The sequence below is a fragment of the Streptomyces sp. NPDC008001 genome, from assembly GCF_042958085.1.
Classification (GTDB): Bacteria; Actinomycetota; Actinomycetes; order Streptomycetales; family Streptomycetaceae; genus Streptomyces.
On the sequence record NZ_JBIBIZ010000005.1, the window covers coordinates 509,424 to 528,945 of the forward strand.

Sequence of the window (19,522 nt, forward strand, 5' to 3'; positions counted from 1 at the left end):
GGTTCAGTCTCGCGGAGAGAAGAGGGTGAAGGCGGTGTTGACCAGGCCGACGTGGCTGAACGCCTGGGGGTAGTTGCCCAGGTGGCGCAGGGCACCGGGGTCGTACTCCTCGGCGAGCAGACCGACGTCGTTGCGGAGGGAGAGGAGACGCTCGAAGAGGTCGCGCGCCTCGTCGCGGCGGCCGGTCCTGTGGAGGGCGTCGGCGAGCCAGAAGGAGCAGGCCAGGAAGGCGCCCTCGGTGCCGGGGAGGCCGTCGAGGGGCTTGCTGTCGGCGGTGTAGCGGCGGAGGAGGCCGTCGTGGGCGAGTTCGCGGCGGACCGCGTCCACGGTGCCGGTGACCCGCGGGTCACCGGGCGGGAGGAAGCCGACGCGGGGGATGAGGAGCGTGGCGGCGTCGAGCTCCCGGGAGCCGTAGGACTGGGTGAAGGTGCCGCGTTCGGAGTCGAAGCCCTTCTCGCAGACCTCGTGGTGGACCTCGTCGCGCATGGCGCGCCAGCCGTCGAGGTCGCCGTCGAGGCGGGAGTCGGCCTCCAGGGCGCGCACGGCGCGGTCGGCGGCGACCCAGGCCATGACCTTGGAGTGGACGAAGTGACGGCGGGGGCTGCGGATCTCCCAGATGCCTTCGTCGGGTTCGTGCCAGTGGTCCCTGAGGTAGTCCATCAGGGAGCGCTGGAGCTCCCACTCGTGGGGCTTGGCGGGCAGCCCCCACCGGCGGGCGACGTGGAGGGAGTCCATGACCTCGCCGTAGACGTCGAGCTGGAGCTGCCGGACGGCGCTGTTGCCGACACGGACGGGGGCGGAGCGCTCGTAGCCGGGGAGCCAGGGGAGCTCGAACTCGGGCAGCCGGCGCTCACCGCCGAGGCCGTACATCACCTGCAGGTCGGCGGGGTCGCCGGCGGCGGCGCGGAGGAGCCAGGCGCGCCAGGCGGCGGCCTCGTCGCCGTAGCCGGCGGAGAGGAGGGCGCCGAGGGTCAGGGTGGAGTCGCGCAGCCAGCAGTAGCGGTAGTCCCAGTTGCGGACGCCGCCGATCTCCTCGGGCAGGGAGGTGGTGCAGGCGGCGGCGATGCCGCCGGTGGGGGCGTAGGTGAGGGCCTTGAGGGTGATGAGGGAGCGGACGACGGCTTCGCGGTGGGGGCCGTCGTACGTGCAGCGGCCGGCCCACTCGCGCCAGTCCTCCAGGCTCTGCCGCAGGGACTCGTGGGGGTCGACGAGGGCGGGACGGGGGTGGTGGGAGGGGTGCCAGGTCAGGACGAAGGCCACGGTCTCGCCGGCGGAGACGGTGAACTCGGAGCGGGTGCTGCGGTCGCGGCCGTAGGTCCGGACGGGGGGCTCGCTGCGCAGCCAGGCGGAGTCGGGCCCGGCGACGGCCACGCGGTGGCCGTCGGAGCGCCGTATCCAGGGGACGACGCTGCCGTAGTCGAAGCGCAGGCGGAGGACGCCGAGCATCTCGACGGTCCCGGAGACGCCCTCGACGATGCGGACGACGTCCGGGGCGCGGTCGCGCTGGGGCATGAAGTCGGTGACCTTGACGGTGCCGGTGGCCGTTTCCCAGACGCTTTCCAGGACGAGGGAGTCCCGGAGGTAGGCGCGGCGGGTGCAGTCGCCGGCGCCGGCCGGGGCGAGGCGCCAGTGGCCGTTGTCCTCGTCGCCCAGGAGGGCGGCGAAGCAGGCCGCGGAGTCGAAGCGGGGCAGGCAGAGCCAGTCGATCGAGCCGTCACGGCCGATCAGGGCGGCGGTCTGGAGATCGCCGATGAGCGCGTAGTCCTCGATGCGTGCTACCACGCGGAGCGTCTTCCCGCCGGGCGGGGAGGCTACTCGGGGGAAGCGGCCGTACGGACCGCGTCCGGCTGCGCGGCGGAGGCACCGGGGGTGCCGGGGGCGGTTCCGGCGGCGCGGTCGCGGCGCTCGCGGCGGACGAGGATGATCCAGCCGACGGGCACGAAGGCGGCGAAGAGCCACCACTGGACGGCGTAGGCCATGTGGGGGCCGATGCTGTCGTGGTCGGGGGCGGCCACGGGCTCGGGGCCCTTGCTGCCGGGATCCGGGTCGGTGAGCTCGATGTAGCCGCCGAGGACGGGGCGGTGCAGGGACTGCGCCTGGCGCTCGCTGTTGATGCGCATGACCTGACGGGGCGGCAGGCCGCGGGTGTCCTTGATGCCGCTGGAGTCGGTCTCGTCGGCGCGCAGCCGGCCGGTGACGGTGATCTTGCCGGAGGGCGGGGCGGGGACCTCGGGGAACTTCGTCAGGTCGCCGGTGGAGGGGATCCATCCGCGGTTGACGAGGACGGCCCGCCCGTCGGCCAGGAGGAGGGGGGTGAGGACCATGTAGCCGGACTTGCCGTCGGCGTCGGTCCGCAGCCGGACGACGACCTCGTCCTTGGTGTCGAAGGTGCCGCTCGCGGTGACCCGGCGCCAGACGTCGTCGGAGACGTCCTTGCCGGGCCGGGACAGCTCGGTCACCGGCACGGGGTCGGCGCCGAGGCTGCGGGCGACGAAGTCGTTGCGCGCGACCCGGTGCTCGTGGCGGTGGAACTGCCAGAAGCCCAGTTTGATCATCACCGGGATGAGGACGAGCCCCACGAGGGTGAGGATCACCCACTGCCGGGACAACAGGAAGCGGTACACGCATTTGACGGTACCTGGCCCGGTTCGCCCCGGGAGCAGCGGGTGGCGCGCCGGCGGGCGTCAGCCCTTGGGGGCGGGGACGACGTGCGAGAGCAACTGGACGAAGGCCGCCTCGTCGATCACCGGGGTGCCGAAGGTGCGGGCCTTGGTGGTCTTGGTCGTGGGGGAGCCGGGGTCGTTGGTGACCAGCACGCTGGTGAGGCGCGACACGCTCGTGGCGACGTGCAGCCCGGCTTCGACGGCGCGGTCCTCCAGCAGCTCGCGGTCGATGGAGGTGTCGCCCGAGAACGCGACCCGCATGCCCTGAATGAGCTGTTCGCCCTCTTTGTAACGCCCCGGGTTGGGGTACGGGCAGGCCGGCCGCTTGCGGCTCGGCCGCCAGGAGCCGGACGCGCCGTACGAGCGCTGCTGCCCGATATGTCCGGCAGGGCGGGGGTTTGCCGGTCCGTCGGACCACTCGGTGAGGGGCTGGCAGGCGAGCAGCGGCAGCCGCAGATTGGCCTCGGCGGCGAGGTGCAGGCTCGGCCGGAAGGCCTCGGCGAGCACGCGGGCGTCGTCGAGCGCGTGGTGGGCGCGCTGCTGCACCACGCCGTAGTGCGCGGCGAGCGACTCCAGCTTGTGGTTGGGCAGCGGCAGCTGCAGCTCCTTGGAGAGCGCGATGGTGCACAGCCGCTGCCGGACGGGGGCGGCCGCCCGCGCACGGGCGTACTCGCGGGCGATCATCGACCAGTCGAAGGCGGCATTGTGCGCCACCAGCACCCGGCCTTCGAGGCGCTTCGCGAACTCGTCCGCGACCTCGGGGAAGAGCGGGGCCGAGGAGAGCACGGAAGTGGTGAGCCCGTGGATCCACACGGGACCGGGGTCGCGCTCGGGGTTGACCAGTGTGTACCAGTGGTCTTCGACCTGCCCGCGGGCATCCAGCTGGTAGACCGCCGCCGACACTATCCGGTCGTCCCGGGCGAGCCCGGTGGTCTCCACGTCGACGACCGCATACCCCTCGGGGTACGCGGCCGGCCACGGAGTCGGGTCATCGGCTGCGGTCTGGTCTTCGAGCATGGTCACAGAGAATACGGGGGTGGACTGACAGCGCGGGGTCCGGGCGGTCGGCAGGCGACGAGGCGCCCGGGCGGGAAGAGCCCGGCGCCGCGGGTGAGAGCGCCTGCCCGGGGGGTGACGGCGAGCCGGTCGGGGGAGGCCGGGGGCAGGTTCCGGACAAGCCGCCGGCAGCAGCGTCAACCGGTGCCGGTCCCGCTTCACCCGGTCCGCTCGTCGCCTCAGTTGCCGCAGCACCCCGCCACCGCCCCGCCGCCCGGGCAAGAACCGCTTCCCCTGCCACCGACCCCGTTCCCTCTCCGCGAACCCCAGGTAACACAATTCGGTACCGAAGGGTAACTACCCCTAGCGGCACGCCTGATGACGTGCCTATCGTGCGCCCATGCCGCACCTTCCCGATGTCGTGCTGTGGTCCATACCCGCCTTCCTCCTGCTCACCGCACTGGAGTTGGTGAGCTACCGGCTGCGCCCCGCCGAGGAGACGGGCGATGCGGGCTACGAGGCCAAGGATGCGGCGACGAGTATCGGCATGGGCGCCGGCAGCCTCGTCTTCGACGCGCTGTGGAAGATACCGATCGTCGCCGTCTACACCGCCCTCTACGAGCTCACGCCGCTGCGCGTCCCCGTGCTGTGGTGGACGCTCCCCCTGATGCTGCTCGTGCAGGACTTCTTCTACTACTGGTCGCACCGCGGGCACCACGTCATCAGGATCCTGTGGGCCTGCCACGTGGTGCACCACTCCAGCCGGAAGTTCAACCTCACCACTGCCCTGCGCCAGCCCTGGACCACGCTCACCGTGTGGCCGTTCTACCTGCCGATGATCGCCGCCGGCGTGCATCCGGCCGCGCTGGCCTTCTGCTCGTCGGTCAACCTGGTCTACCAGTTCTGGGTGCACACGGAGCGGGTCGGAAAGCTGCCCCGGCCGATCGAGTACGTCTTCAACACGGCCTCCCACCACCGCGTCCACCACGCCTCCCAGGGCGGCTACCTGGACCGCAACTACGGCGGGATCCTGATCGTCTGGGACCGGCTCTTCGGGTCGTTCGTCGCCGAGGGCGAACGGCCCGTCTACGGGCTGACGAAGAACATCAACACGTACAACCCGCTGCGCGTCGCCACCCACGAGTACGCCGCGATCGCCCGCGACCTGCGCGCGGCGCGCGACTGGCGGGAGCGGCTGGGGCGGGTGTTCGGCGGACCGGGCTGGCAGCCGGCGCCCCGGAACGAGGCTCCCGCCCCGGTTCCCGAAGCCGTTCCCGCGCACGAGCGCGCCGCGTGACCGCCTCCCGGCCCTTCCCGGCCCTCTTCGGCACCTCCTCCCGGGCCTTCCCCGCCCTCTTCGGCGCCGTCGCCCTCACCCACCTGGGCGCCCTCCTGGCGGGGTCCGCCGTCGCGCTCGTCACCAAGCCCGCGCTGATGCCCCTGCTGGCGGCGTACGTCCTCGCCCGCGGCGGGCCGCGGCTGCTCGTCGCGGCGCTGCTGTTCGGATGGGGCGGGGACACGCTCCTGCAGGCCGGCGGTGACCTCCCGTTCCTGCTCGGCATGGCGTCCTTCGCCGCCGGGCACGTCTGCTACCTCGCGCTGTGCTTCCGGCACGGCACCCCCGGCGGCGCGCGCACCCGCCGGGCGGCCGCCGGCTACGGGGCTGCCTGGCTCGTCACCGTCGTGCTGCTGTGGCCCGGCCTGCCGGCCGGCCTGCGGGTGCCCGTCGCGCTCTACAGCCTGCTGCTCGTCACGATGGCGCTGAGCGCGACCCGCACCCGGCCCCTCGCCGCGGCGGGCGGTGCGCTGTTCGTCGTGTCGGACACCCTGATCGCCACCGGCGTGGCCGGCTGGCCCCAGGCGCCCGCCGCCCAGTTCTGGGTCATGCTGACCTACATCGCCGCCCAGGCCCTCCTCGCCGAGGGGCTCCTGCGCACGGCGGAAGGGGCCGGGCAGCGGCCCGGCCCCTCCGTGTCCGAGCGGGGACGTCAGCCCCGCACCGCGTCCAGGGCGTCGACGATGCCGAAGCCGTAGAAGCCGTTGACGTTCTTGGTGCCGGTGCAGACGGCGTCCACCTTGCCGTCGCCGTCACCGTCGTACGGGGCCGACGGGCAGCCGGGGTTGTCGGCCTGCGCCTTGAGGAGCCACTGGATCTCCTGCGGGGACGACTTGGGGTGCGCGCTCTTCAGCAGCGCCGCCACGCCCGCCACGTGCGGACCGGCCATCGAGGTGCCCTGGAGGAAGCCCCAGTCACCGCCGGGCAGCGTGGAGAGGATGCGGCCGTCCTTCGCGGGCAGGTCCGGGACCTGGTACTTGTCGCCGCCGGGGGCCGCCACGTCGATCTGGCCGAGGCCGTAGTTCGAGTAGTACGACTTCTGCCCCTTCACGCCGGTCGCGGAGACGGTGACCACGCCGGGCAGCTGGGCCGGGACGTCGAGGCAGACGGACGGGTCGATCTTGCGGGTCTGCGCCGGCCTGCCCTTGTCGTTCGGGCTGGAGGTGTCGGTGATCTCCTTGCCGGCCAGGTCGAAGTTGGAGTTGCCGGCCGAGGCGACGTTGACCGTGCCCTTGTCCTGGGCGTACTTCGACGCGCGCCGGACCGACTCGCCTATGGCCTGCTGGTCGGGGTCGTCCGCGCAGTTGAACATCCACGGGTCGACGAAGTAGCTGTTGTTCGTCACCGCTATGTCGTGCTCGGCGGCGAAGACGAAGGCGCAGACCACGCTCTCCGCGTAGAACAGGCTCTCCTTGTTGGAGACCTTGATGGCCGAGACCTTGACGTTCGGCGCGACGCCCGCGACACCGACGCCGTTGCGGGCCGCGGCTATCGTGCCGGCCACGTGCGTGCCGTGGTAGTCCTTGTCCGGGTCGTACGGGCGCCAGGAGCCGGCGCCGGTGTCGGCCTTGCCGCTGACGCAGCTCGCCGACTGGGCGCGGGAGAAGTTCGGGGCGAGGTCCGGGTGGGTGTCGTCCACGCCCGTGTCGATGACGCCGACGGTGACCTTGCGGCTGCCCGGGTTGACCTTCGCCGCCTGGTCCGCCTTGATGGCCGGCAGGTCCCACTGCAGGCCTTCGAGCGGCTCGGCGCCGGCCGAGAGCTGACGGGCCGCCGCGGCGCCCTTGGGCAGCTTGACCTTCTCCGGCTTGCCGACGTCGGTGGTGGCGGCCGGGACGATCGGCCGGGTGCGGGTCGCGCCCGCGGACTGCACGCCCGGGACCGCGCGCAGCGCCTTGGCGAAGTCCGGGTTCTTGGAGTGGGCGACGATCACGCCTATCTGTGCGTAGGCGGTCACGATGCTGCCGCCGGACTCGGTGACGGCCTTCTTCACCCTGGCGACGGTGGCGCGGTCGGTGGCGGTGTTCACCACGTACGACAGCAGGGGGCCGTCCGTGGCGGCCTGCTGCGCCACCGGCGCGGCCTGCGGCGCGGCGGCGGCGACCCCCGGCAGGAGACCGAGCGAGGCGGTGAGGGCGAGGCCGACGGGAACGGCGAGCAGCGCGTGGCGTCTGGAACGCAGATGAGCCATGGGGTCTCCACATCATCCGAAAACCGCCGGAGCGCGGGCCGCGCGCGGGCGGGTACATGACGAGTGAAGCTAGCGCCGATCATGGCACCGGGCAATGCATTCCGGAACAAACGCCCCGATGGCCACGGTCCGGCAACAAATGACCCCGGAGCGAGGGGAGTTCCGGAAGGGGATCGTCCGCAGACGGTCGTCCGCAGACGGCTCGTCAGGGCGCGAGACCGCCGTCGCGCAGCGCGTCGATGCTCAGCGGAGGCAGCGGCACCCGGGGCCCGAACCAGCGCCCGGCTCTCGGCAGGGGGACGGACCGGCCGGTCGTCACCGCCGCTATGGGCGCCGTCAACCTGACGATCCCGAACGGTCGTCGACCGGAGGACGGCGGGGGAGGAGGAGACGCATCGCTCACACCAGGGTCAACGAGGCCGCGGGCGGGCGGTGTCGCACCCTCCGGCGGCTGCTGCCGAATTCCCGGCCTTCCCCCCTGTCGCATACTGCGACCTGCCTCTACGATGCGTGATCCGGATCACAAGCCATCGGCTCGCGCCTCGCACCCCCTTGTCAGGAGAGACCGTGGACACCGCACCAACCACCACTCAGGGTCCGGACGAGCCCGACGGCCCGGACACCACCACGGCCGCAGCGCCCGCCGCTGCGGCCGATCGTTTCAGCACGGTGCAGTCGAGCGCGGAGTTCGGTGAACTCCGCCGCGCACAGCGCTCGTTCGCCTTCCCGCTCACCATCGCCTTCGTCTCCTGGTACCTGCTGTACGTCCTGCTCTCCAACTACGCGGGCGACTTCATGGGCAGCACGGTCCTGGGCAACATCAACGTGGCGTTCGTCTTCGGTCTCGCCCAGTTCCTCACCACCTTCCTGATCGCCTGGTGGTACTCGCGGCACGCGGCGGCGAAGCTCGACCCGAAGGCCGAGGCCCTCCGGGCCCGCCTGGAAGCGGGGGAGTGACCGCCATGACCGCCATGACCGGCATCTCCAGCGCTGTGCACACCGGCGCCCTGCACACCGGCGTCCCGCTCGCGGCCGGCGCCGCGAGCGAGCACCGCACCCTGATCATCAGCCTCTTCTCCGTCTTCGTCGCCGCCACCCTCGCCATCACCATCTGGGCCGGCCGGCAGACCAAGGACGCCACTGACTTCTACGCCGGCGGCCGCTCCTTCACCGGCTTCCAGAACGGCCTCGCCATCTCCGGCGACTACATGTCCGCCGCGTCCTTCCTCGGCATCGCGGGCGCCATCGCCCTCTACGGCTACGACGGCTTCCTCTACTCCATCGGCTTCCTCGTCGCCTGGCTGGTGGCCCTGCTGCTCGTCGCCGAGCCGCTGCGCAACTCCGGCCGCTTCACCATGGCCGACGCCCTCGCGTACCGGCTCAAGCAGCGTCCCGTCCGGACCGCCGCCGGCACCTCCACCATCGTCGTCTCGATCTTCTACCTGCTCGCCCAGATGATCGGCGCGGGCGCCCTCGTCGCCCTGCTGCTCGGGGCCTCGGGCGAGGGCTCGCGGCGCTGGATCATCGGCCTGGTCGGCCTGGTGATGGTCCTCTACGTGACCATCGGCGGCATGAAGGGCACCACGTGGGTGCAGATCGTCAAGGCCGTCCTGCTCATCCTGGGCACCATGCTGATCACCGTCCTCGTCCTCAACAAGGTCGGCTGGAACGTCTCCACCCTGCTCGGCCGCGCCGCCGAGGAGAGCGGCAAGGGCAAGGCCTTCCTCGAACCGGGCCTGCAGTACGGCAAGGACGGCACCACCAAGCTCAACTTCATCTCGCTCGGCCTCGCCCTCGTCCTGGGCACCGCCGGCCTGCCGCACATCCTCATCCGCTTCTACACGGTGCCCACCGCCAAGGCCGCCCGGAAATCCGTGAACTGGGCCATCGGCATCATCGGCGCCTTCTACCTGATGACCATCGCGCTGGGCTTCGGCGCCGCCGCCCTCGTGGGCTCCAAGTCCATCACCGCCTCGGACCCCTCCGGCAACACCGCGGCCCCGCTCCTCGCCCAGGAGGTCGGCGGCGGCGCCGGCTCTACCGGCGGCGCGGTCCTCCTCGCCGTGATCTCCGCGGTCGCCTTCGCGACGATCCTCGCCGTGGTTGCGGGCCTCACCCTCGCCTCCTCGGCCTCCTTCGCCCACGACCTGTGGGCCAACGTCATCCGCAAGGGGAAGACCAGCGAGAAGGAGGAGGTGCTCACCGCCAAGTGCGCCGCCGTCGTCATCGGCGTGGTCGCCATCGCCCTGAGCATCTTCGCCCACCGGCTGAACGCGGCCGCCGTCGTGGCCCTCGCCTTCGCCGTCGCGGCCTCCGCCAACCTCCCCACCATCCTCTACAGCCTCTTCTGGAAGCGCTTCACCACCCAGGGCGCCCTCTGGTCGATCTACGGCGGCCTCGTCTCGTCCGTCGGCCTGGTGATCTTCTCGCCGGTCGTCTCCGGCAGCGAGAAGGCCCTCTTCCCCGGCATGAGCTTCGACTACTTCCCGCTGGGCAACCCCGGCCTGGTCTCCATCCCCCTCGGCTTCCTGCTGGGCTGGATCGGCTCCCTGCTCTCCAAGGAGCAGCCGGAGGCGGCCGCCAAGTACGCCGAGCTCGAAGTCCGCTCCCTCACGGGCTACGGCGCGCACTGACGCCCCGCCACACTCCCCCCACGACGTCATCCCGTCACGACGCCGGGCGAGCCACTGCGGCCCGCCCGGCGTCCGCCCGTCCGGGCCCGGCACGACCCGCCGCCCATCACGTACGCTGCGGGCAGCGAACGAACGTTCAAGCCCAGTCCGCCGGAGGCGCAGCGTGCTCATCGACACCTACGGTCGCATCGCCACCGACCTCCGTGTCTCCCTGACCGACCGCTGCAACCTGCGCTGCACCTACTGCATGCCCGAAGAGGGCCTCCAGTGGCTCGCCAAGCCCGACCTCCTCACCGATGACGAGATCGTCCGCCTCGTCCGCATCGCCGTGACCGCGCTCGGCATCACCGAGATCCGCTTCACCGGCGGCGAGCCCCTGCTGCGCCCCGGCCTCGTCTCCATCGTCGAGCGCTGCGCCGCCCTCCGGCCGCGCCCCCGGATCTCCCTCACCACCAACGGCATCGGCCTCGCGCGCACCGCCACGGCCCTGGCGGCCGCCGGCCTCGACCGCGTCAACGTCTCCCTCGACACCCTGCGGCCCGACGTCTTCCAGCGGCTGACCCGCCGCAAGCGCCACCAGGACGTCCTCGACGGCCTCGCCGCGGCCCGCGCCGCCGGCCTCGACCCCGTGAAGATCAACGCCGTCCTGATGCCCGGCGTCAACGACGACGAGGCCCCCGGCCTGCTGGCCTGGGCCCTCGACCACGGCTACGAACTGCGCTTCATCGAGCAGATGCCGCTCGACGCCCAGCACGGATGGCGCCGCGACGGCATGATCACCGCGGCGGACATCCTCACGAGCCTGCGCACCCGCTTCGCCCTCACCCCCGAGGACGCCGGTGAGCGCGGCGCCGCCCCCGCCGAGCGCTGGCTCGTCGACGGCGGGCCCGGCCGGGTCGGCGTCATCGCCTCCGTCACGCGCCCCTTCTGCGGCGCCTGCGACCGCACCCGGCTCACGGCCGACGGGCAGATCCGCAACTGCCTCTTCGCCCGCGAGGAGTCCGACCTCCGCGCGGCGCTCCGCTCCGGCGCCACGGACGAGGAGCTGGCCGGGCGCTGGAAGCAGGCGATGCTGGGGAAGAAGGCGGGCTCGGGGCTGGACGACCCGGCCTTCCTGCAGCCGCAGCGGCCCATGTCCGCCATCGGCGGCTGAGCGGAGGCCTGTGGCCGGGGCCCTACGACTGGGGCGAGGCCTCCCACTCCTCCAGCCTCACCACGTCCTTCAGGAAGCCCCGCAGCCCCAGGAAGTTGGACAGGTGCTCGCGGTGCTCGTCGCAGGCGAGCCACGTCTTGCGGCGGTCCGGCGTGTGCAGCTTGGGGTTGTTCCACGCCAGGACCCAGACGGCGGGGGCACGGCAGCCCTTGGCGGAACAGATCACGGCGTCATCGGGGGAAGTCACACCCCTGACTCTACGAACTGTGCGCAGACACGGCGACGCCGGGCAGCCACGGGGGGAGCCGCCCGGCGTCGGTCTGTCGCTCCGACGGGGGATGCGGAGCGCTTAGGAAGTATGTCACGGGGTGCCCGGCGAGCGGCACTGAAACCACATGATTGATCTGAGGTTTTCTTGAGCTTTCCGGCGCGCGGCATCGCCCGCCGCGCCCCCGCAGCACATCAGCCGTGGTCACGCCCTTGATCGCCCTCGGAGCCCAGGGTGGCTTCCGGGACGGATTCCACCCTCTCCTCACCGGCGCCCGGCATCAGCACCGGCCGCGTGGGGGCCGGTATGAAGGTGCCGGGCAGCGAAGGGGCGTTCTCCCGGCCCGCGTTGGCGATCACGACCGCCACGTAGGGCAGCAGGGCACCCAGGATCAGCGTGCCGATCGCCACATAGCGCTCGACGTTCCACAGCACCACGGTGAGCACCACCGACAGCGTGCGGATCCCCATCGAGATGACGTAGCGGCGCTGGCGGCCGCGCACGTCCTCGGCCAGGCCCTGACGGGCACCGGTGATCCTGAAGACCGCCGCCCCGCCCTGCTTCCGCATCACGTTCCACCACCTGATCCGCCGCGCCCGGACGCCCTCGCCGGGACACCCTCCACGTTACGCCGCGTGGCCGCCGGGTACGAGAGCGGGTACCCCGTCGTCCCCGCCCCCACCTGCGGCTGCGTACTCCCTACGGCGGACGGGACGCTCCGGCGTGCGCCGTACGGACGACGGACCCAGAATGGCGGGGCACGGCACATCGCGCCGTTGAGGAGGCGACATGAGCTGGTTGTGGGCCATCATCGTCGGACTTGTCCTGGGCCTGATCGCCAAGGCCATCCTGCCGGGCAAGCAGCAGGTTCCCCTCTGGCTGACGATCATCCTGGGCATGATCGGCAGTCTGCTCGGCAACTGGGCCGCCACGGGGCTCGGCATCAACGACACCAAGGGCATCGACTGGGGTCGGCACCTGCTGCAGCTGGCGGGCGCGGTCCTCGTCGTCGGCATCGGCGACCGGCTCTGGGTCGCGGCCCGCGGCAACCGCCGGACCCGGGGGAGGCACGTGGCGTAACGGCGCCACGGCGCCGGGGGAACACCCCGGCGTGACGGGACCGGAGAACGCGGGCCGAAAAGGGGCGGGGCGGCCCGTACGCGTCTTGCGTACGGGCCGCCCCGGCAATCCGGTGGGCGGGCGTGCCTACCGCAGCTCGGCGATCTTCCGGCCCGCCTTGAGGTAGACCCGGCCGGCCCCGGCGATCCCGGCGACCGTCTCGGTCACGACCTCGCCCAGCGGGCGGATCGCGTCGGCCTCGGCGAGCACGACGGCCTCCTGGCCGCCGTCCGTCTCGACCACGAGACGCAGGCCGTTCTGCTTGGCGACCCGGCGGGCCGCCGACGCGGACGGCTGGAAGCCCAGGACCTGGCTGAGCACCGCCGTCGCCGGCGCGGCGCCGTGCTCCGCGAGCTCCACCACGGGCGTCTCCACGTCGGAGAAGCTCTTCTTCGAGAACTGCGCGACGAACCCGGCCCGGGCCGCCATCGCCGCCTCGATCCCGTAGAGCGCGGTCACGACCTCGCCCGCGAGAATCTTCTTGAGGTCCATCGGGTGCAGCGAGCGCTCTTCGACGCGGGACAGCGCACGGGCGATCTCCTCGTCCGTCCACTCGGTCCACGCCTTCAGGTACGGCTCCATCAGCCGGTCCGGGACCGACATGATCTTGCCGAAGACGTCGTCGGCGGGCGCCGTCAGGCCCACGTAGTTGCCCTTGGACTTGGACATCTTCGCGCCCGTGCCGTCCGTGCCCTCGATCAGCGGCATGGTGACGACGAGCTGCGGCTTCTGGCCCTTCAGCTCCATGAGCTTGCGGCCCATCTGCAGGTTCAGCAGCTGGTCGGCGCCGCCCAGCTCCACGTCGCAGTCGAGCGCGACCGAGTCCAGGCCCTGGGCGATCGGGTACAGCAGCTCCGACATCGTCAGGCCCGAGCCGGCCGCCAGCCGGTTGCGGAAGTCCTCGCGCTGCAGCAGCTGCGAGACCGGCACCTGCGAGAGCAGCCCGAGCAGCTCCGGGAAGGTGTACGGCGCCAGCCACTCGCTGTTCTGGACGAACGCGACCTTCTCGAAGTCGAAGAACGGGCGGACCTGCTCGCGGTAGCCCGCCAGGTTCCTCGCGATGTCCTCGTCGGTCAGCGGCGGGCGCTCGGCCGTCCGGCCCGTCGGGTCACCGATCTTGGCCGTGAAGTCACCGATGAGCAGGGTGACGTCGTGCCCCATGCGCTGGAAGCGGCTGAGGATGATCACCGGCACGGCGTGGCCCAGGTGGACGTCGGCCGCGGTGGGGTCGATGCCCAGCTTGATCTTCAGGCCCTTGCCCGCCGCGCGCCGCTCCTCGATGCGCTCGGCCAGCTTGTCCACGCCCGGCAGCACCTCGACGGTGCGGGCGGCGATCAGCTCGGCCTGCTCCTTCGCCGACAGATCCGTCAGATCGAGATAGCGCCGCGAGCCCGTCTCCTGGAGCAGCCGCTGGACGGTCTGGTCGGAGGAGAGGTCCTGCGCGAGGAGCTCGCCGGCGCGGGCGACGGATTCGCCGAGGCGTGTCATGACATTCCTGGGGTCGATGGGACGGAGAAGAAACGGAGGAAGACGGAAGAAGCTGGATAAAGCAGGGGAAAGACTGAGAAGGGGAAGTGGCGGGGACAGGTGGACGCGGACCAGTCTATTCGGCCCGGTACCGCGCCCCCGCTGTCACACCCCCGGCCGTCACACCCCCCGGCTCACCGAGCTCATGTTGAAGTCCGGCACGCGCAGGGCGGGCATCGCCGCCCGGGTGAAGTAGTCGCCCCACTCGCGCGGCAGCGTCGGCTCGGTGCGGCCCGCCTCGGTCGCGCGCGAGAGCAGCGACACCGGCGACTCGTTGAAGCGGAAGTTGTTGACCTCGCCGACGACCTCTCCGTTCTCCACGAGATAGACGCCGTCCCGGGTCAGCCCCGTCAGCAGCAGCGACGCCGGGTCCACCTCGCGGATGTACCACAGGGACGTCAGCAGCAGACCGTGCTCGGTGGCCGCGACCATCTCCTCCAGCGAGGCCGTGCCGCCCGCGTCCAGGACGAGGTTGTCCACGAGCGGGGTGACCGGCAGGCCCGTGAGCCCGGCCGAGTGCCGCGTGGTGACCAGGTGCTCCAGCACGCCGTCGCGGATCCAGTCCACCGGGCCCAGCGGCAGGCCGTTGTCGAAGACCGACGCGTCGTCGCCCGAGGAGGACGTGAGGACGAACGGCGCGCACTCCAGGCCCGCCGCGTGCGGGTCGCTGCGCAGCGTCAGCGGCAGCGGGGACAGCTTCTCCCCGACCCGGGTGCCGCCACCGGTCTTCGAGAAGACCGTCCGGCCCTCGGCGGCGTCGCGCGCGGCGGCCGACCACATCTGGTAGACGAGCAGGTCCGCCACGGCGGTCGGCGGCAGCAGCGTCTCGTACCGGCCGGCGGGCAGCTCGATCTTCCGCTCGGCCCACGCCAGGCGCCGGGCCAGCTCGGCGTCCAGCGCCTGCGGGTCGACGTCCGTGAAGTCACGCGTGGCCCGGCCCGCCCACGCGGAGCGCGTGCCGTCCGGCGACTTGGCGTTGAGCTCCAGCGAACCGGTCGGCTGGTCGTGGCGCAGCCGCAGGCCGGCGGACGTGCCGAGGTAGTACGAGGAGACCTCGTGGAGCGCGAAGCCGTACAGCTCGCGGCCCGCGGCCCGGGCCCCGGCGAAGGACTCGCCGAGCGCCGGCGCGAAGCCGTCGAAGACGGCGGAGGAGGTCTCGGCGGGCGGTGCGGTGAAATCGGGGGAGTGCGGCACGTCCGTCACCAGCGGCTGGGCGTCCTCGGCCGGACCGGCCTCCCGCGCGGCGGCCTCGGCGGCCCGCACCAGCGGCTCCAGCTCCGCGGCCGTGACGGCCGACCGGGAGACGACGCCCGAGGCGGTGCCCTCGGCGCCGTCCACGGTGGCGATCACCGTGACCGTACGGCCGCGGGTGACGCCATTGGTGGTCAGCGCGTTGCGCGCCCAGCGGAGGTTGGCCGTGGACCGCTCGCCGGCGATGACCATGCAGCCGTCGGCGCGGGACAGCTCCAGGGCCCGCTCGACGATCTCGTGCGGCTGATTGCGAGAGCTCACTGACCCGCCTCCTCGGAGGTGTTGAGGATGTTGACGCCCTCGAAGAGGGCCGAGGGGCAGCCGTGCGAGACGGCCGCGACCTGCCCGGGCTGGGCCTTCCCGCAGTTGAACGCGCCACCCAGCACGTACGTCTGCGGGCCGCCGACGGCCGACATCGAACCCCAGAAGTCGGTGGTCGTCGCCTGGTACGCGACATCCCGCAGCTGCCCGGCCAGCCGGCCGTTCTCGATGCGGTAGAACCGCTGCCCGGTGAACTGGAAGTTGTACCTCTGCATGTCGATCGACCACGAGCGGTCGCCGACCACGTAGATGCCGCGCTCCACGCCGGAGATCAGCTCCTCCGTGGAGGGCCCGTCCGGCGCCGGCTGCAGGGAGACGTTGGCCATGCGCTGGACCGGTACGTGGGAGGGGGAGTCGGCGAAGGCGCAGCCGTTGGAGCGGTCGAAGCCGGTGAGCTTCGCGATCCGCCGGTCCAGCTGGTAGCCGACGAGGATGCCGTCCTTGACGAGGTCCCAGGACTGGGCCTCGACGCCCTCGTCGTCGTAGCCGATCGTCGCCAGGCCGTGCTCCGCGGTCCGGTCGCCCGTCACGTTCATGAGCTCGGAGCCGTACTTCAGCTTGCCCAGCTGGTCGAAGGTCGCGAAGGACGTGCCCGCGTAGGCGGCCTCGTAGCCCAGTGCGCGGTCCAGCTCGGTGGCGTGGCCGATCGACTCGTGGATGGTCAGCCACAGGTTGGACGGGTCGACCACCAGGTCGTACGAGCCCGCCCGCACGCTCGGGGCGGCCATCTTCTCGGCCAGCAGCTCCGGGATCTCCGCCAGCTCGGCGTCCCAGTCCCAGCCGGTGCCCGTCAGATACTCCCAGCCGCGGCCGGCCGGGGGCGCGATGGTGCGCATCGCGTCGAAGCCGCCGGTGGCCGGGTCGACCGCGACGGCCGTCAGCTGCGGGTGCAGCCGGACGCGCTGCTGCGTGGTGGTCGTGCCGGCCGAGTCGGCGTAGAACTTGTTCTCCTGGACGGTCAGCAGCGAGGCGTCCGCGTGCGCCACGCCGTCCGCGGCCAGCAGCCGCGAGCTCCAGTCCGCGAGCAGCGCGCCCTTCTCCGCGTCCGGCACGTCGAAGGGGTTGACCTCGTAGGACGACACCCAGGTGCGGTCGGCGTGCACCGGCTCGCCGGCCAGCTCCACCCTCTCGTCGGAGCCGGCCGCCGCGATCACCTTCGCCGACAGCCTCGCCATCGCGACGGCCTGCCCGGCCACCCGCGCCGCCGCGTCCATCGTCAGCTCGACGCCGGCGGCGAAGCCCCAGCTCCCGCCGTGCACCACCCGCACCGCATACCCCAGGTCGGTGGTGTCCGAGCTGCCCGCCGGACGGGCGTCCCTCAGCCGCCAGGAGGCGCTGCGCACCCGCTCCAGGCGGAAGTCCGCGTGATCGGCCCCCAGGGCGCGGGCACGCGCGAGGGCCGCGTCGGCGAGTTGCCGCAGCGGCAGCGCGAGGAACGACTCGTCGATTTCATGTGGCACGGATGGCCTCCCCTTGGCGTGCGATGTCTCCCGAAGACGCAGTGAATCACGCCGCACCGCCCCCGGTCCCGGCCTTTTGCGCAGTTCAGGGGCGGATCCGGGATCACCCCGGAAAGCGCCCCCTACGGGCCGTTCCGCCCCCTGCGGCTCCGTTTTCTGTAGGGACCCGACAGGGTCCGCGATGTGCTCCTGTTAGGGGCGGGCTGCACGTCAGGCGCCCCGGCCCGATAGTTTTCGTACGGTACAGACGACCAATGGCAGCTACACGTGAAGGAAGGGTGGTCCTTTGAGCCGCTCGGTTCTGGTCACCGGAGGAAACCGGGGCATCGGCCTCGCCATCGCCCGCGCCTTCGCGGAGGCGGGCGACAAGGTCGCCTTCACCTACCGCTCGGGTGAGCCGCCGGCCGCCCTCCTGGACCTGGGGTGCCTCCCCGTGAAGTGCGACATCACGGACCCCGAGCAGGTCGAGCAGGCCTACAAGGAGATCGAGGAGAAGCAGGGCGCGGTCGAGGTGCTGGTGGCCAACGCCGGCGTCACCCGCGACCAGCTGCTGCTGCGGATGTCCGAGGACGACTTCACCTCCGTCGTGGACACCAACCTCACCGGCACCTTCCGGGTCGTCAAGCGGGCCTCGAAGGGCATGCTGCGCGCCCGCAAGGGCCGCATCGTGCTGATCTCCTCCGTGGTCGGCCTGCTGGGCTCCGCGGGCCAGGCCAACTACGCCGCCTCCAAGGCCGGCCTGGTGGGCTTCGCCCGCTCGATCGCCCGTGAGCTGGGCTCCCGCAGCATCACCTGCAACGTCGTCGCCCCCGGCTTCGTCGACACCGACATGACCCGCGTGCTCAGCGACGAGCAGCGCGAGGGCATCACCAAGCAGGTTCCGCTCGCGCGCTACGCGCAGCCCGAGGAGATCGCCGCCTCGGTCCGCTTCCTCGCCTCCGACGAGGCCGCATACATCACTGGAGCCGTCATTCCTGTCGACGGCGGATTGGGCATGGGTCACTGAACGTCATGAGTGGAATCCTCGCAGGCAAGCGCATCCTGGTCACCGGCGTCCTCACCGAGTCGTCGATCGCCTTCCAGGCCGCCAAGGTCGCCCAGAACGAGGGCGCCGAGGTCATCCTGACCGGGTTCGGCCGGCTCTCCCTGGTCGAGCGCATCGCCAAGCGTCTGCCCAAGGAAGCCCCGGTCATCGAGCTGGACGTCACCAACCAGGAGCACCTGGACGGGCTGGCCGACAAGGTGCGCGAGCTCCAGGGCGAGGACGCCCGGCTCGACGGCATCGTGCACTCCATCGCCTTCGGCCCCCAGGGCGCCTTCAACTTCCTGGAGGCCTCCTGGGAGGACGTCTCGACGGCCGTCCAGGTCTCGGCGTACTCCTACAAGTCGCTCGCCATGGCCCTGCTGCCGCTGATGGGCGAGGGCGCCTCGATCGTCGGCCTGACCTTCGACGCGCAGATCGCCTGGCCGAAGTACGACTGGATGGGCGTGGCCAAGGCCGCCCTGGAGGGCACCAACCGCTACCTGGCCCGGGACCTCGGCCCCAAGGGCATCCGGTGCAACCTGGTCTCCGCCGGCCCCATCAAGTCGATGGCCGCCAAGTCCATCCCGGGCTTCGAGGAGCTCGCGGACGTGTGGAACCACCGTGCCCCCATCGGCTGGGACCTGGCCGACCCGGAGCCGGCCGGCCGCGGTGTCGTCGGCATGCTGTCGGACTTCTTCCCGCGCACGACGGGCGAGATCGTCCACGTGGACGGCGGCGTCCACATGATGGGTGCCTGAACGCTCCGCTGACGGGCGCACCTGATCGAAGCGCGCGCCCGGTGCCCCGTTCCGCCCTGCCGGAACGGGGCACCGGGCTTTTCCGGCCGGCGCGCCGGGAGGTCAGCAGGCGCCCACGGCGCCCCGGCAGCCGAACGGATACGCGCTCGCCTCCGCCCCGGCCGTCTCCTCGTCGCCCTCCTCGATGGCCGCGACCAGCCGCCCGTGGTCCACGAGCCCCTCGGGCCGCAGCGGCGCCTCCACGCCCGCCCGCAGGAACTCGCGCATCACCCCGCCGAGGTCCGCGTACACCTCGGACATCACCTCGTTGTGCGCGGCGGAGACGACGGCGGTGTGCAGCGTGGCGTCCGCCTCCACGAACCGCTCCGCGTCGCCCGAGCGCCACGCCTCCTCGCGCCGCTCCAGCAGCGCGGCCAGCAGCACCAGGTCCTCCTCGGTGCGGCGGCGCGCGGCGAGCCGGGCGGCCGACGCCTCCAGGGCGCTGCGCAGCTCCGCCACGTGCTGCGGATCGGCGTCGGCGAAGCGGCGGTTCATCACCCCGGCCAGTTCGCTGGTCGCGACGACGTACGTGCCCGAGCCCTGCCGGATGTCCAGCAGGCCGTTGTGGGCGAGGGCGCGCACCGCCTCGCGCACCGTGTTGCGGGCCACGCCGAGCTGTTCGACGAGCTCCGGCTCGGTGGGGATGCGCGAGCCGACGGGCCACTCACCGGACGTGATCTGGCTGCGCAGCCCGGCGATGACCTGGTCGACGAGGCGGGAGCGCCTGGGGGAATTCAGTGGCATCGACAGCCTCCATTCATCCCATGATTCTATCTATGATGC

19 protein-coding genes are annotated in these 19,522 nt (G+C 72.0%); 8 read left to right on the forward strand and 11 right to left on the reverse strand.

The annotated features are described in order from the left end of the window. Nucleotides 1-3: 3 nt before the first annotated feature. The 3 genes from ACFZCD_RS16400 to ACFZCD_RS16410 are packed head-to-tail and all read right to left on the reverse strand — an operon-like array spanning nt 4 to nt 3,680. Nucleotides 4-1,782: a glycoside hydrolase family 15 protein gene (locus ACFZCD_RS16400; RefSeq protein ID WP_391831213.1), complete on the reverse strand. Its 1,779-nt coding sequence runs from the start codon at nt 1,780-1,782 to the stop codon at nt 4-6. Between the two features lie 29 nt (nt 1,783-1,811). Then, complete coding sequence (locus tag ACFZCD_RS16405) at nt 1,812-2,624, reverse strand: SURF1 family protein (protein WP_391831215.1); 813 nt, start codon at nt 2,622-2,624, stop codon at nt 1,812-1,814. A 60-nt stretch (nt 2,625-2,684) separates the two neighbouring features. After that, nucleotides 2,685-3,680, reverse strand: coding sequence for a DEDDh family exonuclease (locus ACFZCD_RS16410; protein ID WP_391831217.1), 996 nt, complete (start codon nt 3,678-3,680; stop codon nt 2,685-2,687). A gap of 379 nt (nt 3,681-4,059) precedes the next feature. Here ACFZCD_RS16410 and ACFZCD_RS16415 point away from each other — a divergent pair, with 379 nt between their 5' ends. Together ACFZCD_RS16415 and ACFZCD_RS16420 are read left to right on the forward strand one after the other, a co-directional pair. After that, on the forward strand, nt 4,060-4,956 hold the full coding sequence (locus ACFZCD_RS16415; RefSeq protein WP_391831219.1) for a sterol desaturase family protein: 897 nt from the start codon (nt 4,060-4,062) through the stop codon (nt 4,954-4,956). Continuing rightward, a complete protein-coding gene (locus tag ACFZCD_RS16420; protein ID WP_391831221.1) occupies nt 4,953-5,693 on the forward strand; it encodes a lysoplasmalogenase in 741 nt (246 codons plus the stop codon). The genes ACFZCD_RS16415 and ACFZCD_RS16420 overlap by 4 nt, the downstream gene beginning before the upstream one ends. Here ACFZCD_RS16420 and ACFZCD_RS16425 read toward each other — a convergent pair. Together ACFZCD_RS16425 and ACFZCD_RS16430 are read right to left on the reverse strand one after the other, a co-directional pair. Further along, nucleotides 5,648-7,186: a S8 family serine peptidase gene (locus ACFZCD_RS16425; protein ID WP_391831222.1), complete on the reverse strand. Its 1,539-nt coding sequence runs from the start codon at nt 7,184-7,186 to the stop codon at nt 5,648-5,650. The two genes, ACFZCD_RS16420 and ACFZCD_RS16425, sit on opposite strands and share 46 nt — an antisense overlap. Before the next feature lie 205 nt (nt 7,187-7,391). Next, nucleotides 7,392-7,526: a hypothetical protein gene (locus ACFZCD_RS16430; protein WP_391831224.1), complete on the reverse strand. Its 135-nt coding sequence runs from the start codon at nt 7,524-7,526 to the stop codon at nt 7,392-7,394. A 227-nt stretch (nt 7,527-7,753) separates the two neighbouring features. Here ACFZCD_RS16430 and ACFZCD_RS16435 point away from each other — a divergent pair, with 227 nt between their 5' ends. The 3 genes from ACFZCD_RS16435 (at nt 7,754) to moaA (ending at nt 10,972) form a co-directional block, all read left to right on the forward strand. Next, complete coding sequence (locus ACFZCD_RS16435) at nt 7,754-8,143, forward strand: DUF485 domain-containing protein (protein ID WP_391831226.1); 390 nt, start codon at nt 7,754-7,756, stop codon at nt 8,141-8,143. Nucleotides 8,144-8,157: 14 nt separating this feature from the next. Beyond that, nucleotides 8,158-9,819, forward strand: a complete 1,662-nt coding sequence (locus ACFZCD_RS16440; RefSeq protein ID WP_391831332.1) for a cation acetate symporter — start codon at nt 8,158-8,160, stop codon at nt 9,817-9,819. A gap of 163 nt (nt 9,820-9,982) precedes the next feature. Then, entirely contained in the window at nt 9,983-10,972 is a 990-nt protein-coding gene (gene moaA / locus ACFZCD_RS16445) for a GTP 3',8-cyclase MoaA (protein ID WP_391831228.1), read from the forward strand. Nucleotides 10,973-10,994: 22 nt separating this feature from the next. Here the strand turns inward: moaA and ACFZCD_RS16450 are convergent, their stop codons facing one another. Then, on the reverse strand, nt 10,995-11,219 hold the full coding sequence (locus ACFZCD_RS16450) for a hypothetical protein (RefSeq protein ID WP_391831230.1): 225 nt from the start codon (nt 11,217-11,219) through the stop codon (nt 10,995-10,997). A 215-nt stretch (nt 11,220-11,434) separates the two neighbouring features. Further along, nucleotides 11,435-11,809 (reverse strand): DUF3099 domain-containing protein, encoded by a 375-nt coding sequence (locus ACFZCD_RS16455; protein WP_391831334.1) that lies wholly within the window; start codon nt 11,807-11,809, stop codon nt 11,435-11,437. A gap of 220 nt (nt 11,810-12,029) precedes the next feature. Here ACFZCD_RS16455 and ACFZCD_RS16460 point away from each other — a divergent pair, with 220 nt between their 5' ends. Then, nucleotides 12,030-12,320 (forward strand): GlsB/YeaQ/YmgE family stress response membrane protein, encoded by a 291-nt coding sequence (locus ACFZCD_RS16460; RefSeq protein ID WP_391831232.1) that lies wholly within the window; start codon nt 12,030-12,032, stop codon nt 12,318-12,320. A 126-nt stretch (nt 12,321-12,446) separates the two neighbouring features. Here ACFZCD_RS16460 and tyrS read toward each other — a convergent pair whose 3' ends face one another. From tyrS to ACFZCD_RS16475, 3 genes are all read right to left on the reverse strand, one after another. Beyond that, nucleotides 12,447-13,847, reverse strand: a complete 1,401-nt coding sequence (gene tyrS / locus ACFZCD_RS16465) for a tyrosine--tRNA ligase (protein WP_391831234.1) — start codon at nt 13,845-13,847, stop codon at nt 12,447-12,449. Nucleotides 13,848-14,006: 159 nt separating this feature from the next. Then, a complete protein-coding gene (locus tag ACFZCD_RS16470) occupies nt 14,007-15,329 on the reverse strand; it encodes a metallopeptidase TldD-related protein (RefSeq protein WP_391831336.1) in 1,323 nt (440 codons plus the stop codon). 65 nt (nt 15,330-15,394) lie between these two features. Beyond that, entirely contained in the window at nt 15,395-16,918 is a 1,524-nt protein-coding gene (locus tag ACFZCD_RS16475; protein ID WP_391831236.1) for a TldD/PmbA family protein, read from the reverse strand. 286 nt (nt 16,919-17,204) lie between these two features. Between ACFZCD_RS16475 and fabG the strand changes: the two genes are divergently transcribed. Together fabG and fabI are read left to right on the forward strand one after the other, a co-directional pair. Next, the gene (gene fabG, locus ACFZCD_RS16480) at nt 17,205-17,924 is read left to right on the forward strand and encodes a 3-oxoacyl-[acyl-carrier-protein] reductase (RefSeq protein WP_391831238.1); all 720 of its coding nucleotides are present in this window, start codon (nt 17,205-17,207) and stop codon (nt 17,922-17,924) included. 5 nt (nt 17,925-17,929) lie between these two features. Next, a complete protein-coding gene (gene fabI, locus ACFZCD_RS16485; RefSeq protein ID WP_391831240.1) occupies nt 17,930-18,700 on the forward strand; it encodes an enoyl-ACP reductase FabI in 771 nt (256 codons plus the stop codon). 102 nt (nt 18,701-18,802) lie between these two features. Here fabI and ACFZCD_RS16490 read toward each other — a convergent pair whose 3' ends face one another. Further along, nucleotides 18,803-19,483, reverse strand: coding sequence for a FadR/GntR family transcriptional regulator (locus ACFZCD_RS16490; RefSeq protein ID WP_391831242.1), 681 nt, complete (start codon nt 19,481-19,483; stop codon nt 18,803-18,805). Nucleotides 19,484-19,522: the final 39 nt, after the last annotated feature.